Source organism: Ruegeria sp. A4 (assembly GCF_056543025.1).
In genome coordinates, this window is the sequence record NZ_JBQGAW010000008.1 from 103,089 (window position 1) to 118,477 (window position 15,389).

Consider the following 15,389-nt stretch of genomic DNA (forward strand, 5'->3'; position numbering starts at 1 on the left):
CCCTGCATGAGCGACACCTATGAACCCCCTCAAACCCCACTGGATGTGTTGCATGAAGATGCACAGCTGATCGTGGTGAACAAACCATCGGGCCTGCTTTCGGTTCCGGGGCGGGGCGCGAATCTGTCAGATTGTCTGTTGACCCGGGTGCAGGATGCATTTCCACAAGCACTGCTGGTGCACCGGCTGGATCGGGACACGTCCGGTGTCATGGTCTTTGCCCAGACGCCGCACGCGCAGCGCAACCTGAGCATGCAATTCGAGCAGCGTCAGACCCGCAAAACCTATGTCGCCCGTGTCTGGGGGCAGCTGGAACCTGAGACCGGCACCGTGGACTTGCCTCTGATCGTGGACTGGCCCAACCGGCCCAGACAGATGGTTTGCCATACGACGGGCAAACCTGCCGTGACGGACTGGCGTGTCGTGAAGACCGAAGGCAATACGACGCGTGTGCGTCTGTTTCCCAAAACGGGCCGGTCTCATCAACTTCGCGTTCATATGCAGGCGCTGGGCCACCCGATCCTGGGCGATCCATTCTATGCGACGGGCGATGCGCTGGACTTCCCCAGATTGATGCTGCATTCGGAAGAACTGCGTCTGAAACACCCGGAAGGTGGGATTTCGATGAAGTTTCGGGCCCGGCCCGAGTTCTGATCTCAGGCCGTGCTGGTCCAGAGCATCTTCAGATTTCCCAAAGAAAATCGTCTGGATCGTTTCTGTGAAACGGGCTGCTTGCACTGCCGGGCCATGGCGATTTCGCGCTCGATCTCGAAGGCGCGCAGAGTATGGTCCTGAGACCATTGCCCCAGCCTGAGTGTCATCATGACATGGGTGTCGAGGTAAGGCATTTTTCGTGCTCCTTCTTTCGATGCCATTCCAATCTGGCCCATCACTCCTGACACCCTCTTGTCAGTGGGGTGTGCTAGGGTGTCAGCATGTTGACAGGAGGATGCAATGCGCCGTTCGACCCGATTGTTTGAAATCATCCAGATCCTGCGGGCTGCGGGCGCTCCGGTCACGGCAGAGGCGTTGGCCGCAAGGTTGGAGGTGTCCGTGCGCACGGTTTATCGGGATATTGGCGAGTTGCAGGCGCAACGGACGCCCATCGAAGGTGAGGCCGGTATCGGGTACGTGATGCGGCGCGGCTATGATCTGCCGCCGCTCAATTTCGATGCAGAAGAGGTTGAAGCCTTGTGGGTCGGCCTGTCTCTTCTTGCGCGTACCGGCGACAGTCACCTGCAAAGGGCCGCCAGCCGGATATGCCAGAAGATCGACGCGCTGCATTGCCCAGCGGATTGGTTGCAGGTTGCCCCATGGGGTGCCCCGGCGGATGATCCAAACAAGGGTTGCGTTTCGATCGCGCATTACCGCGAAGCCATCAGGGCAGAGCGGAAAATCCGTATCACCTATGAAGATGGCGAAGGCGAACGCACGATTCGGGTCGTGCGCCCTTTGGCGCTGATCTATCACATCGAATGCACGATGCTGGCAGGCTGGTGCGAATTGCGCAACGGGTTTCGCCATTTCCGCACCGACCGTATCTGGTCCAGTGAATGCACCGAAGATAGCTTTTCAGGACAAAGCAGGTCGTTGCGCGAGCTCTGGCAGGAACAGCAGAATGCAGAAACGTTCGTTGAAGCGGTTTGAATACGTGTTTGGCGGGTATTCGCCGACTTCACCGCATTGTTGCTTGAGCCGCCAAGCCTGCACGGTGATATACTGAGGAAAACGAAGCACGCCCGAATAACGGGTGCTGGAGCAGAAGGTGATATCATGACGATTTCCAAGTTTTTCGTGGCCACAGGTTTGTGTTCAGCCCTTGTGTTGGCGGCCTGTACCGACCCGGGGACGCTGACAGTACAAGACGACCCGAACCAGAACGCCAAACAGGGCGCCGTTCTGGGTGGGCTGGTCGGCGCTGGAATCGGGGCGATTGCCAATAATTCGAACCCCGGTCTGGGCGCGCTGGCCGGTGCTGCAATCGGTGCTGCCGGGGGCGGCGTGATCGGCAATCAACTGGACAAGCAGGCTGCGGAGCTGCGTCAACAGCTGGCGAATGACGGAATTACAATCGTCAACGCAGGCGATCGCCTGATTGTGACGGTCCCGAATGACATCACCTTTGACACCGACAGTTCGACCGTGCGCCCGGCGTTGCGGTCTGATCTGGTGAAAGTGGGCCAGAACCTGGTCAACTACCCGAATTCGAACGTGCAGATCATCGGGCACACTGACAGCGACGGCGACGCAACCTACAATCAGGGCCTGTCAGAGCGTCGCGCGAATGCCGTGGCCGATATCCTTCAGGCCAACGGTGTCAGCTATAACCGCATTCGCACGATCGGGCAGGGCGAAAACAACCCTGTCGCGTCCAACCTGACGCCCGAAGGAAAATCGCAAAACCGGCGTGTCGAGATTGTCGTGGTGCCCAGCGGAAACGCGTAACCACTGCGCGGCGTGAACAGCGGGGCCGCCCAATGGGCGGCTCGGATTGCGCAATGACTGTGCGTCAAATGGGGTTTGGATCGGGGTGATCTCGGTCTAACTTGCGGGAAACACAGAAACGGAGTTTTCCCGATGTCCCAACCGACCCTTCTTGGCCTGTCCGGGTCCCTGCGCCAGAACGCGACCAACCGCAAGCTTCTGCGCGAGGCGGCACGGTTGTTCGATCCGGCAAGCTTTGTCGAAGCGGATTTGAACCTGCCCCTCTACGATGGTGATCTGGAAGACGGAGAAGGGATTCCCGAGGCGGTTCATACGCTGGCCAATCAGATCGCACAAGCCGATGCGGTGATCATCTCGACACCTGAGTACAACAAGGGCCCATCGGGTGTTCTGAAGAACGCGCTGGATTGGGTCAGCCGAACGCAAGGCAATCCATGGGCCGACAAACCGGTTGCGGTAATGTCGGCGGCCGCTGGTCGTGCAGGCGGGGAACGGGCGCAGATGATCCTGCGGGCCTGTATGGTTCCATTTCAGCCGCGCATCCTTCAGGGGCCCGAAATCCATCTGGCGAACAGTTCGAACGAATTCGACGATCAGGGAAAGCTGCGTTCGGACCGGTACGAAAAGTCTTTGCATGACTTGATGCAGAAACTCCGGGCCGAGGCCGGTTTCTGATCGCGGGTCAGGCAAATGACGCAAGGGCGACAGACCGATCTCTTGGATCCGGCCCGCGCGGCCGCATTTCAGGTCGCGCTGGGTGGTGTGCCAACGATCGCCAGCGGTTCGGAGTTGCCGCCCTTCTTCCATCAGCTCTATTTCTGGACCCCGCAACCGGCTGACGAATTGGGCCGGGATGGGCATCCCAAGGTTGGGGGCTTGATCCCGGATATGGGGTTGCCGCGCAGAATGTGGGCTGGCGGGCGGTTGACCTTTCACGCTCCTCTGATCGCAGGGATCACCGCCGAAAAGAAATCGGTTCTTGAAAGTCAAAGCGCCAAGGTGGGGCGGTCCGGCCCGTTGGGCTTTGTCACTTTGCGGCACGAGATCTGGCAGAACGGTCAGTTGTGCGTGACAGAATGGCAGGATCTTGTCTATCGCGAAGATCCTGCGCCGGATGCTGAAATGCCCCAACCGCCCACAGCGCGCACTGATGAGACCGATTCCCGCGAAGTCGGGTTCGATTCAACGTTGTTGTTTCGATACTCGGCCCTGACCTTCAATGGCCACCGTATTCACTATGATCTGGACTATGCGCGCGATGTGGAAGGATATGGCGGGCTGGTCGTGCACGGGCCGCTTCTGGCGCAGCTTCTGATGCTTTTCGCGGTTGACCTGATCGGTCCGCTCGCCTCGTTTTCGTTCCGCGCGACTTCACCATTGATGCATTTCGAAACGGCCCAGTTGTACCGGAGGGGTGAAAACATGTGGGTGCGCGGCCCTGACGGGCGGCAATGCATGCAAGCCGTCGCGCAGTCACAATGAGGTTTCGGGCCGGAACTCATCAGGGATCGTATCCCGATCTTCCAGCATAAGATCGGCCATGACCTCGGCGATTTTGGGTGCCATGCCGAAACCGATCTTGAACCCGCCATTGGCGATGAACTGCCCCTGATGCAGGGGATGGGCGCCCAACATCGGCGCACGGCTTTTGCTGCGCGGGCGCACACCGGCCCAACGTTCGATCACCTCGGCCCCGTGCAACAGGGGCAGGACGCGCGTAGCGCGGTCTATCACGTCGTCCAGAGCTTCGTCCGTGCTGGTCGGGTCCTCATAATCCCGTTCCGAGGTCGATCCGATCGCAAGTGTTCCGTCAGCATGCGGGACAATGTGAATCGCGTCGGCGAATAGTTGTGGCACTTCCCCCGCGTCGAAGCGCAACAGGGCGGCCTGCCCTTTGACACCATTTCCGACGGTCTTGCCGTAGGCGTCGTTCAGTTCCTGCAATCCTGCAAGGCCCGTGGCGTGGACGACCTGCCCCTTGTCCTCGGCTTCATTGACAATGTGAACGCCCATGACCTCCAGGGCTGCGACCAGCGCGGCACAGGCCCGCCGGGGGTGCATTCGTGCCGTCAGCGTATCGCGAATGACAAAGCCTGTGGGGCTGGGTGGGCACCAAGAACCCGCTTGGGCCGTGGTGATGACACGCCATTCCGCCCGACCTTGCCAAAGCTCATCTGCGGTGCCTTCGCGCTGGCGGGCCAGTTCCAGACCACGCGCGTCCGGGATCGGCTGCAGGCGGCCCAGCCGGCCATAGCCGGGTGAAACCCCGCCAGTGTCTTCGATCTGTCGCCAGAAGGGTTCAGCCATGATCAGACTGTCGAACTGAAATGCTTTCTTGGCGTTCCAGTTTTCCGGCACATGCGGGGCCAATGCGCCGACCAGACCTCCGCTGGACCCGGCGCCGGGACCGGACGGATCGACAACCTGCACTTTCGCACCGCGGCGCGCACAAATCCAGGCGATGGACAGGCCGAAAATTCCTGCGCCGCGAACCGTCACATCGACCATTGCCAATTCCCTTTTCCTTGTTCAGTGTCGCGCCGCTTAGCTACAGGATTCCCCAATGGCAGACCAGCGCGCCGAATTGACGTGGACCGAAGATCAGATACCGGTCTCGCACCGCTTCGACGACCCATATTACTCGTTTCAGAACGGGCTGGAAGAGACGCGCCATGTGTTTCTGGCGGGAAATGATTTGCCTGCGCGGTTTGCACCGGGGTTTCATATTGCCGAGTTGGGTTTCGGCACCGGCCTGAACCTGCTGACCGCCTGGTCGGAATGGGAGGCATCCGGTCAGAAAGGGCCATTGCGCTTTACTAGTTTCGAAGCCTTTCCCTTGGCGCCGGAAGACATGCAGCGCGCGCTTGGGGCCTTTCCTGAATTGCATCCGTGGAGCAGTCGGTTTCTGGCGCATTGGACAGGACGCACATGTGTGTTGGATTCGCTTCGGTTTGAGGTGGTGATCGGCGATGCGCGCAGGACATTGCCGAACTGGGACGGAATGGCAGATGCCTGGTTTCTCGACGGGTTTTCACCAGCCAAGAACCCTGAATTGTGGGGCGCGGACCTGTTGCAGGACGTGGCAAACCACACTGTCAAAGGCGGTACAGCGGCCACGTATACGGCCGCGGGTTTCGTGCGCCGGGGACTTGAGAGTGCAGGTTTCAACGTAACCCGCATGCCCGGCTATGGTCGCAAGCGGCACATGACACGGGCACACAAAGCATGACCCAGAAGAACAATGTCGGCGCGGGCATCGCTTTGATGGTGGGCGCGACAATTGTCTTTGCGTTGCAGGACGGTATCTCGCGCCATCTGGCCGGAACCTACAACACCTACATGGTGGTCATGATCCGCTATTGGTTCTTTGCGGCTTTTGTCATCGCTCTGGCCGCGCGGGCCCCCGGTGGGCTGAAGGCGGCCACAAAGACAAGTCAGTTGGGTTTGCAGATCGTGCGGGGCTTGTTGCTGGCGGCCGAGATCTGCATTGCGGTGTTCGGCTTTACGGTCCTTGGCCTGATCGACAGTATGGCGGTTTTCATCTGTTATCCTTTGCTTGTCGCCGCGCTGAGCGGGCCGGTGCTGGGCGAAAAGGTCGGATGGCGGCGATGGGCTGCGATCGGTGTCGGCTGCATCGGCGTTCTGATCATCCTGCAACCGGGCGCCGGGGTCTTCAACCCGTGGGCTGTCATACCTTTGATTTCTGCATTGCTGTTTGCGATCTATGGTCTTTTGACGCGATATGTCGCCCGCCAGGACAGCGCGGCGACCAGCTTTTTCTGGACCGGTGTCGCCGGTGCCGTGGCGATGACCGTGTTTGGCATGTGGTTCTGGGAGCCGATGGCGCACGACGACTGGCTCTGGATGGCGCTGCTTTGCGTCAGTGGGGTGTTCGGGCATTGGTTGCTGATCAAGTGCTACGAAGTGGCCGAAGCCAGTGCGGTTCAACCCTTTGCATATTTCCACCTGGTTTGGAGCGCGATCCTGGGTATTTCGATCTTTGGCGAAACGTTGCGCCCCGAAGTCGTGGCGGGCGCAACCATCGTCGTAGCCGCAGGTTTGTTCACCTTATGGCGCGAACGCCGCCAGAGATGATCCGATCAGCTCCTGCGAGAACGGAATCGGAAGGGCGGGTTGCCCCAGGCGGGCACGGTAGACCGGCAGGCTTTCGGTCACGCGCATCACGTAGTTCCGCGTTTCGCTGAACGGGATCGTCTCGATCCAGTCGACGATATCGACCTCGCCTGTGCGTGGATCACCATAGCGTTCCATCCACGAGATCGGGCGCCTTGGCCCCGCATTGTACCCCGCCGCCATCATCACAACGTTGCCGTTGAAATCGGCCGCCAGACCAGAAAGATAGTTGGCCCCAAGCTTTGCGTTGTATTGCCAGTCCGTGGTCAAACGTCCCGTCTGATGGCCGCTGAGAATGCCCAGCTCGCCCGCAACCAACTTGGCCGTGGCGGGCATTACCTGCATCAGGCCGCGCGCGCCCGCACCGCTGACGACGACCGGGTCGAACTCGCTTTCGCGACGCGCGATGGCCAATGTCATTTCCTTGGCCATCGGCAATCGCATATCTGCCACTGGATGGACCGGGTAATAGGCTGCGGGTAAAACGGTTCCCGTGGTCGCCGCCCGCTTGGCGATCATCACGGCCAGATGCGGCTGTTTCAGTTCGATAACCAGGTCGCCCAATTGATTGGCCTGCACTGGATCAAGGCTTTCGACCAGATGGGTCAGGAACCGCTCGGACAGGTTTGCTTCTCCGGCTTTCAACAACAGCAATCCGGCCTCCAAAACGCTGGAATCGGCAAACTCCGCCTGCCGCCAATGCGGCGCGCGACGCGGATTGGCCAGTTCCGCATCAAACGGTCGTCCGATCCGTTCTGCGGCCAACAGACCGTAGAATGAGGTCTGGTAATCGGCCCCCATTGCATAGGCGTCATACGCCTTGTCCGCGTCACCCAATGCCGCGTAAGCGCGCCCAAGCCAATAGCCACCACGGCCTTTCGAGATCGGAGATTTCACGGCGTCCGAAAAGTTCTGGAAGTGGCGAACGGCGGTGGCAGGATCGTTCAGTTTGCGAAGCGCCAGAAAACCGGCCAGCCATTCAAGATCGGCATAGCCGTAACCCATTTCGGGGGTCATGTGATGATTGGCGGCCACGTCATATGCGCGCGCCGCACGGCCCGATCGCATCTCAAGCCGTGCAAGACGGCGCCGTCCCTCCGCCCATTTGTCAGGCTCACCCAGTGCGTCAGGCCCGGTAGAGCGTGCCAGCATCAGATCGACGGCGCTGTCATCCAGTTCTTTCTTGTCGCGCCAGACAAAACGATCGAAGGCCAGCCCGGGCGCATCCGCCAGAGACTTGGGAACTGCTGCCACCTTGGTGTCCACACCGGGTTGGCGTTTCTGCAATGCTATGCGCGCTTCGGCCAGTTTGCGTTCGTCCGAACCGACCAAAGGCAACATCTGCCCGGCGCTTACAAGATGACCGTCCCACAGCATTCTGTCCAAGCGCGCCGCGTGATGCGGCTTCAGAAGTTTGGCAAAGTTCTCCAGATAACTTTTTTGCAGACCCGAACCCATTGGCATGGTGCGCCAAGCGGTCACAATGTCGGCCTCCGCCTCTCCGATACGTCCCTTGGCTTTCAGGGCGACGGCAAAGTTCAACGCGCCCTCTGCCGTCTGAGGCGGCATGCCGGCATAGAATTTCAGAACCCTGTCTGGATCGGCACCGGTGAAAACAGGCTCGCTCTTGCGGCGCAGCCATGCCAGCCCGGGCCAGTCCGGGCGACGTTCGAGAAACACCAACACGTCGCCAGAGCTGCCGAAGCCCTCGCGCAGCCAGTGCCAGACAATGATATCGCGCGATACGGAACCTCGCTGGCCGGATACGCGCAACGCTGCGTTCCAGTCGCCTTTGCGTATTTCGTTAAGTCCAGCGCGCAAATCAGCAGCAGCATCTGCCCGTGCTGAATGCGTCGCAGTCACCGAATACAGAATCACAGCAGTCAACAGTGCCAGAAAGCGTGTCATCCCTTGCATTTCCCAACCAACCGAGGATAGAGCCTGTGAGGATAAACCGTGCGTCGCTGGGATCAACTCACAAAGCTGGAAACGTGAGGAACCGCGGCGTAAAAACTGCAAAATGCACCTTGAAGGAGCGTGTCATGTTCAAAGGCTCGATGCCAGCCCTCGTCACCCCGTTCAACAACGGCGAGTTGGACCTGAAGACGCTCAAACATCTGGTGGACTGGCAGATATCCGAAGGCTCGACCGGGCTGGTGCCTGTGGGAACAACCGGTGAAAGCCCGACGCTCAGCCACGAAGAGCATGAAACGGTGATCGAAGAGGTTGTTAAAACCGCTGCGGGCCGCGTTCCTGTCATTGCCGGTGCCGGGTCGAACAACACGGTCGAAGCTGTCCGCTTCGTTCAGTTCGCGGAAAAAGTCGGAGCGGATGCGGCACTGGTCGTCACGCCGTATTACAACAAACCGACTCAGCGCGGCTTGATCGCGCATTTCGAGGCGCTGCATGCGGCCGCGGATATCCCGATCATCATCTACAACATTCCGGGCCGCTCAGTCATTGACATGACGCCTGCCACGATGGGTGAACTGGCCAAGCTTCCCCGTATCGTCGGTGTCAAAGATGCAACGGGCGATCTGGCCCGTGTCAGCCAGCAGCGTGCAACTTGCGGCGCAGATTTCTGCCAATTGTCCGGCGAAGACGCCACGGCTCTTGGCTTCAACGCGCACGGCGGTGTTGGCTGCATTTCGGTCACCGCAAACGTGGCCCCCAAGCTATGCGCTGAATTCCAGCAGGCCACGCTGGCCGGAGATTATGCAAAAGCGTTGGAGTATCAGGACAAACTGATGCCGCTGCATGAGGCGATCTTCATCGAGCCGGGCCTTGTCGGTGCCAAATATGCACTCAGCAAACTGGGCCTTTGCAGCACCGAAGTGCGCTCACCCCTGACCGAGCTGGAAAACAGCACCAAAGATGCAATCGAGGCCGCAATGGCCCATGCCGGCCTGATCTGACCGGTATTTCAGAATACGACGAAGGGCGGCCTCGAACCTTGAGCGCCGCCCTTTCTTTTCCATGTATCCAGACTTCATCTGGCCAAAAAATATCCCGGGGGAGTCGCGGCTTGCCGCGGCGGGGGCAGAGCCCCCTCAGCGTTTGCCGTAATACAGCCCCACGACATGTTCGGCCTGCGCAAAGAACAGCCAGCGCGACGTTGCAACACCTGCCAGATGCGAGGCCACGGCCAGCAGGGCGAAGACGTGATTGAACGGCAGCAACAACAGCAGAACCGGCAGCACGAATGCCAGAGTGAACGAGATCAGCCGCAGTTTTTCGGCGTGTTTGCGACCCACGACGTGAACGAATTCTCGAAGCAGATAATTGGTGCCGGTATGGGGCGGCTCAAAGGCGCGGACGGATCCGCGTGCGCCAAGCCCGGTGGCTGTTCCCAGATCCGTTCCCGATGACGCAAACGCCTGATCCCCTTTGCGCCAGTACAGTATCTGCACCAGCGCCGCGATCAGCAGCAGCGGCAGAGCTGCGCTTGTCTGACCTGCCAGCAATGCGCCACCGGCCAGGCTGAAGCTGAGAAACATGGCAGGTGTCAGGTTCATGTTCCAGCGTGGGATGGTCTTGAGCTGCGTGTAGATCATCGAGGTCGTGAACACTGTGGCCAGCGACAACCCTGCGCCGATCCAGCCCAGGAAACCCCAGCGTTGGTCCAGAAACACCACGCCAATCGCATAGAGCCCCATGATGACCAGCGCGAGGACGGCACACCAACCTTCACGGCTGAGCCAGCTGGTTTTCCATTGAGTGAAGGCCTTCAAGGCCCGTTCCGGATGGCCCAGGTGGAAGGTCGAAGCCAAAAGCCCGCCGACGGCCAGACCAAAGGCAATGGCGAAGAACACAAAAGCCACCCAACCCGAGACAGCCGGAAACCCCAGGCCAAGAAAGAACAGCAGTCCAAATCCCAGACCGGACAGGGTGGTGAACAGAATGACGGAGGGTGCGGGATGCATCAGAGTTTCTCCAACGTCTTGTCGAGCCAGCCGAGGAACCCTTTGGGCTCGTCAGCGATGGGGGCCAGCAGGGGGGCCAGTATGTCGATCTGGTCTTCCACGGTGTCCTTGGGGCGCGGGGGCAGGTATTTATTGACGGGTTTGGTGCCCATTTCCGGCATCAGGTCCATGCCACCCCGTTCTGCAACCAGCTGGCTGACATCGCTGTCAGGGTCGCCCAGATCGCCAAAGTGCCTTGCGCCCGCAGGGCAGGTGCGAACACAGGAGGGGATACGGTCGACCTCGGGGAGGTTTTCATTGTAGATGCGGTCCACGCAAAGTGTGCATTTCTTCATCACGCCCTCGGCCACATCCAGTTCCCGCGCACCGTAGGGGCAGGACCAGGCGCACAGGCCGCATCCGATGCAATCGCTTTCATTGACCAAGACGATGCCATCCTCGACCCGTTTGTAGCTGGCGCCGGTGGGGCAAACGGTAACACAGGGCGCGTCTTCGCAATGCAGGCAGGACTTCGGGAAGTGGATCAGCTGGGCATGCCCGTCGGCAGGTTGCACTTCGTAGGAATGCACGCGGTTGAGAAAGGTGCCCGAAGGGTTTGCACCGTAGGCGTCCTGATCCGAAAGAGGGGCACCGTAATTTTCCGTGTTCCAGCCTTTGCAGGAAATAACGCAAGCGTGGCAGCCGACACAGGTGTCCAGGTCGATGACCAGGCCCATCTTGCGGTCAGTGGAGTTTGGTAGCTGGGTCATGTCAGGGAACCTCTGCTGTTGAGGGCAGGTGAGGGGGCCAGCCCCCTCTTGAGCCTGCGGCTCAATTCACCCCCGGGATATTTTTGGCCAGATGAAGTGCGGATCCGGGTCATTTGCCCACCTTCCAGGCCAGGTTCTCAGGGCCGGTTCCGACAGGAGATTTGATCGGGTCGAAATTCGGCTGGCTTTGCGCGTCGGCAGGCGCGTCGGCTTTTTCGATTTTGACCTTCAGGTCGAACCATGCCGCCTGACCAGTGATCGGGTCCGAATTGGCCCAGCGCATTCCATCATCTTTGGACGGCAACAATTCGTGAATCAGGTGATTGAGCAGGAAACCTTTGGTCGCTTCCGGCGCGTCGTCCTGCAAGGCCCAGGCGCCCTTGCGTTTGCCGATGGCGTTCCATGTCCAGACCGTGTTGTCATTCAGCGCGGCCATCTCCATCACAGGCACGGTGATCTCACCGTGGGGGGAGCTGACTTTTGCCCAGTCGCCGTCTTGCAGGTTGTGTTCTCGCATCAGTTTGGTCGGGACGTAAAGCGGGTTTTGCCCGTGCAACTGGCGCAGCCACGCGTTCTGTGTGCCCCAACTGTGATACATGGCCATTGGGCGCTGGGTCAGGGCGTTGACGGTGAAGCCTTCATTGCCCCGCTGATCGGTTTCGTACCAGATCGGCAGCGGATCCATGGTGTCCTTGATGCGCTGGCGCAGGTGCTCGGGCGGCTGGCGGTCTCCGTGACCTTCGGCAGCCAGCTGGAACCGGCGCATGGGTTCGGAATAGAGCTGGAACAGATAGGGTTGAGGGCTGTCATAGATGCCCATCCCGACGGCCCAGTCCTGATAGGCGGTGTTCCACGGTTTGTAGTAATCCGCGCCTTCCGGGATATGCGCCACATAAAATCCGCCGTTTTCGATATACCGGTTCAGCTGATCCGGATTGACCTCGCCGCGGCCTTCCTTGTCGCCGTCCGGACCCCGGAAGCCGGCCAGCGGGCCGATGCCGGGGCGTCGTTCGTGGTTGACGATGTAATCCGCGTAGTCTTTCCACTTTGGGCTGCCGTCTTCATTCGTGAAGCCCGGCAGGCTCATGCGGTTGGCCAGCTCGATCAGAACCGATTGGAAGCCACGCACGTCGCGGTCGGGTTCGACCACTGGCCAGCGAATGGCGTCTGCTGCGGCGTCGGCCTCGCAGATCGGGCGATCCAACAGGGAGATACAGTCGTGCCGCTCGAGATAGGTGGTGTCGGGCAGGATCAGGTCGGCATACGCCACCATTTCCGAAGAATAGGCGTCGGAGTAAATGATGCGCGGGATGACGTAATTGCCGTCATCGGTCTTGGCCGTCAGCATCTCCATCACACCTTTGGTGTTCATGGAGGAGTTCCACGACATATTCGCCATGTACATGAACAGGGTGTCGATCTTGTAGGGATCACCAGCCGCAGCGTTCGAAATCACCATGTGCATCAACCCGTGCACGGACATCGGGTTTTCCCAGGTGAATGCCTTGTCAATGCGTTGCGGCGTGCCGCAGTCGTCCAGCAGCAGGTCTTCGGGACCACGTGGAAAGCCCAGATGCGGGCCGTTCAGCGGACGTCCCGGACGCCTGTCGCCATGAGGCGTCGGGTGTGCTTCGACTGGTTTGGGATAGGGTGGCTTGAAGCGGAAACCGCCCGGTACCTCGACTGTTCCCAGCATGATCTGCAGCACATGCAGTGCGCGGCAGGTCTGGAATCCGTTGGCATGGGCTGATACGCCCCGCATGGAATGGAAGCTTACGGGACGACCAATCATCTTCGAGTGCTTTTCACCCCGAAAATCAACCCATTCCTGATTCAGTTCGATTGCTTCGTCAAAAGCGACCCTGGCGATTTCGGCGGAAATGGCCCGGATACGTTTGGCCGGGATGCCGCAGCGATCGGCCACCGTCTCGGGCGCGTGTTCGTCGCTGAGGTATTTTTCAGCCATCAGGTGGAAAACGGGGCGGTGCGTCACACCGTCCTTGTCATAGGTCGCCGACAGGTCCGGGCGCACGCCGGGCTTGTCGAATGCGGTTGGCTCGCCCGTCTTGCGATCAATAACCAGCGGCTTGCCGTCCTCGTCGCGCAGGAACAGGCCCTTTTCCGCACCCTCGCTTGCGTTCACCAGAACCGGCGCATTGGTATAGCGGCTCAGGTAATCCAGATCGATCTTGCCGGCTTTCATCAGAACGTGGATCAACGACAAAATGAACAGCCCGTCTGTTCCGGGTGTGATGCCGACCCAGTCATCGGCGACTGCGTTATAGCCCGACCGGATCGGATTCACCCCGATCACCCGTGCGCCGCGCGCCTTGATCTTGCCGATCCCCATTTTTATCGGGTTGCTGTCATGATCCTCGGCGACGCCGAACAGCATGAACAGTTTGGTGTGATCCCAGTCGGGTTGTCCAAACTCCCAAAACGCGCCACCCATCGTGTAAATGCCACCGGCCGCCATATTGACCGAGCAGAAGCCGCCGTGGGCTGCGTAGTTCGGAGTGCCGAAATTCTGGGCCCAGAAACTGGTGAAACTTTGGCTCTGGTCGCGGCCAGTGAAAAAGGCCAGCTTCTGCGGTGCGGTTTCATGCAGTTCGTTCAGCCAGCCCACAGCAGTGCTGAGCGCCTCGTCCCACTCAATCTCGCGAAATTCACCCGAGCCACGTGGGCCGACACGCTTCAGCGGTTTGCGCAGGCGAGAAGGGGCGTTGACCTGCATGATCCCGGCAGAGCCTTTGGCGCAGAGCACACCCTTGTTTACCGGGTGGTCCCGGTTTCCTTCGATATAGGCGACCTTGCCGTCTTTCATGTGAACGTTGATGCCGCAGCGGCAGGCGCACATATAACAGGTGGTTTTGCGGACCTCGTCCGAAACTTTCGGAGACGTTTCAAGGATCGGCTGCTGATGGGTCATTGGCGGGTCCTGTCGGTTGTGTCGGGAGGACTTTGTCACTTTCCTTCCGATTTGAGAACATCGTTCTGGAAACGACGTGAGTTCTGAGTTTTATTCCCTGATAGCTTGCAGTGCCGTCACGGCGATCATCTGGGTCACATCTTCGGCGCTGCATCCGCGGGAAAGATCATTGGCGGGTCGGGCCAGCCCCTGCAAAACCGGGCCGATCGCGGTGTAACCCCCCAGTCGTTGCGTGATCTTGTAACCGATATTGCCCGCGTCGAGATTGGGAAAGATCATCACGTTGGCCTGACCGGCGACCGAAGATCCGGGCGATTTGCGATCCCCGACCGAGGGCACGAAGGCCGCGTCGAACTGAAGCTCGCCGTCGACCTCGAGATCCGGGGAACTTTGGCGCAGTGTTTCAGTGGCCTCGATCACCTTGTCGACATCGGGATGCTTTGCGCTGCCCTTGGTCGAAAAGCTGAGCATGGCGATCTTGGGGTCAACCCGCAGCAGTGCCCGCGCCGATCTGGCCGAGGCGACGGCAATTTTGCTCAACTCGTCAGCGCTGGGATCGATGACCAGGCCGCAGTCCGAATAGAGCATCGCCCGCGCTCCGGGCTGAGCGTTTTCCGGCGGGTACATCAGGAAAAAGGATGATACCATTCCGGCATCTGGGGCCATGCCGATCACCTGAATGGCCGCGCGTACAATGTCTCCGGTCGTGTGAACGGCACCACCTACGGTTCCAGTGGCCCGCCTGCTGCGTACCAGCATGGCGGCATAGACTGGCGGTGTTTCAACGGCGGCGCGGGCTTTGGCCGGATCGACGCCCTTGTGTTGGCGCAGTTCAAAATAGGTTTGGGCAAATTCCTCGGTCAGGTCCGAGGTTGCCGGGTCGTGAACCATGACGCCGTCAGAGCGAGCGGCATTCTGGTTCTTGAGGGTGGCTTCGACGTCGGCTTGTGGACCGACCAGAATGACATCAGCCAGTCCGGCCTGGTGGGCGGCCAGTGCCCCCGCAACGACGCGGGGATCACTGCCTTCGCATAAAGAAATCACAGGGCGCGAGGCCGGGGCGTTCTGACGCAACAGTTCAATTGGTGTCATTGTCATACGCTCTGGCCTCGTCCTTTGATCACGCTTCCTGAACTTTCATGTCTTCGGCCGAGATTCCTGCGACGGCGACGGGTTTTTTCATTGCGTCGCGGCGGAAGGGTTCGCCGA

The 15,389-nt window shown here is 59.8% G+C and carries 15 protein-coding genes; 8 read left to right on the plus strand and 7 right to left on the minus strand.

Annotation, left to right across the window (positions count from 1 at the left end):
• Nucleotides 1-6 precede the first annotated feature (6 nt).
• Nucleotides 7-654 carry an RluA family pseudouridine synthase gene (locus tag ACR0E2_RS17855; protein WP_480447405.1) on the plus strand — a complete coding sequence of 216 codons (648 nt, stop codon included), beginning with the start codon at nucleotides 7-9 and terminating at the stop codon, nucleotides 652-654.
• Nucleotides 655-656: 2 nt separating this feature from the next.
• Here the strand turns inward: ACR0E2_RS17855 and ACR0E2_RS17860 are convergent, their stop codons facing one another.
• The gene (locus ACR0E2_RS17860; protein ID WP_480447407.1) at nucleotides 657-848 is read right to left on the minus strand and encodes a hypothetical protein; all 192 of its coding nucleotides are present in this window, start codon (nucleotides 846-848) and stop codon (nucleotides 657-659) included.
• A gap of 106 nt (nucleotides 849-954) precedes the next feature.
• On the opposite strand from ACR0E2_RS17860, the gene ACR0E2_RS17865 reads away from it, so the two are divergent.
• The 4 genes from ACR0E2_RS17865 (at nucleotide 955) to ACR0E2_RS17880 (ending at nucleotide 3,927) form a co-directional block, all read left to right on the plus strand.
• Nucleotides 955-1,647 carry a helix-turn-helix transcriptional regulator gene (locus ACR0E2_RS17865; RefSeq protein ID WP_480447408.1) on the plus strand — a complete coding sequence of 231 codons (693 nt, stop codon included), beginning with the start codon at nucleotides 955-957 and terminating at the stop codon, nucleotides 1,645-1,647.
• Between the two features lie 126 nt (nucleotides 1,648-1,773).
• Nucleotides 1,774-2,445 (plus strand): YiaD family glycine zipper/OmpA-like lipoprotein, encoded by a 672-nt coding sequence (locus tag ACR0E2_RS17870; protein ID WP_152459228.1) that lies wholly within the window; start codon nucleotides 1,774-1,776, stop codon nucleotides 2,443-2,445.
• Between the two features lie 132 nt (nucleotides 2,446-2,577).
• On the plus strand, nucleotides 2,578-3,120 hold the full coding sequence (locus ACR0E2_RS17875; protein WP_171119885.1) for an NADPH-dependent FMN reductase: 543 nt from the start codon (nucleotides 2,578-2,580) through the stop codon (nucleotides 3,118-3,120).
• A 15-nt stretch (nucleotides 3,121-3,135) separates the two neighbouring features.
• Nucleotides 3,136-3,927: an HTD2 family dehydratase gene (locus ACR0E2_RS17880; protein WP_480447409.1), complete on the plus strand. Its 792-nt coding sequence runs from the start codon at nucleotides 3,136-3,138 to the stop codon at nucleotides 3,925-3,927.
• Here ACR0E2_RS17880 and ACR0E2_RS17885 read toward each other — a convergent pair.
• On the minus strand, nucleotides 3,919-4,953 hold the full coding sequence (locus ACR0E2_RS17885; RefSeq protein ID WP_480447410.1) for an NAD(P)/FAD-dependent oxidoreductase: 1,035 nt from the start codon (nucleotides 4,951-4,953) through the stop codon (nucleotides 3,919-3,921). The two genes, ACR0E2_RS17880 and ACR0E2_RS17885, sit on opposite strands and share 9 nt — an antisense overlap.
• Before the next feature lie 55 nt (nucleotides 4,954-5,008).
• On the opposite strand from ACR0E2_RS17885, the gene mnmC2 reads away from it, so the two are divergent.
• Entirely contained in the window at nucleotides 5,009-5,674 is a 666-nt protein-coding gene (mnmC2, locus tag ACR0E2_RS17890) for a tRNA (5-methylaminomethyl-2-thiouridine)(34)-methyltransferase MnmC2 (protein WP_480447411.1), read from the plus strand.
• Nucleotides 5,671-6,540, plus strand: a complete 870-nt coding sequence (locus ACR0E2_RS17895; protein ID WP_171617232.1) for a DMT family transporter — start codon at nucleotides 5,671-5,673, stop codon at nucleotides 6,538-6,540. Before mnmC2 ends, ACR0E2_RS17895 begins: the two co-directional genes overlap by 4 nt.
• Here the strand turns inward: ACR0E2_RS17895 and ACR0E2_RS17900 are convergent.
• Complete coding sequence (locus ACR0E2_RS17900; protein WP_480447413.1) at nucleotides 6,514-8,487, minus strand: lytic transglycosylase domain-containing protein; 1,974 nt, start codon at nucleotides 8,485-8,487, stop codon at nucleotides 6,514-6,516. The two genes, ACR0E2_RS17895 and ACR0E2_RS17900, sit on opposite strands and share 27 nt — an antisense overlap.
• Before the next feature lie 134 nt (nucleotides 8,488-8,621).
• Between ACR0E2_RS17900 and dapA the strand changes: the two genes are divergently transcribed.
• Entirely contained in the window at nucleotides 8,622-9,494 is an 873-nt protein-coding gene (dapA, locus tag ACR0E2_RS17905) for a 4-hydroxy-tetrahydrodipicolinate synthase (protein ID WP_480447414.1), read from the plus strand.
• A 135-nt stretch (nucleotides 9,495-9,629) separates the two neighbouring features.
• On the opposite strand, the gene ACR0E2_RS17910 is transcribed toward dapA, so the two are convergent.
• The 4 genes from ACR0E2_RS17910 to pta form a co-directional block, all read right to left on the minus strand.
• On the minus strand, nucleotides 9,630-10,502 hold the full coding sequence (locus tag ACR0E2_RS17910; RefSeq protein WP_480447415.1) for a dimethyl sulfoxide reductase anchor subunit family protein: 873 nt from the start codon (nucleotides 10,500-10,502) through the stop codon (nucleotides 9,630-9,632).
• Nucleotides 10,502-11,251: a 4Fe-4S dicluster domain-containing protein gene (locus ACR0E2_RS17915; protein ID WP_171172200.1), complete on the minus strand. Its 750-nt coding sequence runs from the start codon at nucleotides 11,249-11,251 to the stop codon at nucleotides 10,502-10,504. Before ACR0E2_RS17915 ends, ACR0E2_RS17910 begins: the two co-directional genes overlap by 1 nt.
• 109 nt (nucleotides 11,252-11,360) lie before the next feature.
• A complete protein-coding gene (locus ACR0E2_RS17920) occupies nucleotides 11,361-14,180 on the minus strand; it encodes a molybdopterin oxidoreductase family protein (RefSeq protein WP_480447416.1) in 2,820 nt (939 codons plus the stop codon).
• A 90-nt stretch (nucleotides 14,181-14,270) separates the two neighbouring features.
• Nucleotides 14,271-15,278 carry a phosphate acetyltransferase gene (gene pta, locus ACR0E2_RS17925; RefSeq protein WP_480447417.1) on the minus strand — a complete coding sequence of 336 codons (1,008 nt, stop codon included), beginning with the start codon at nucleotides 15,276-15,278 and terminating at the stop codon, nucleotides 14,271-14,273.
• Between the last annotated feature and the right edge of the window lie 111 nt (nucleotides 15,279-15,389).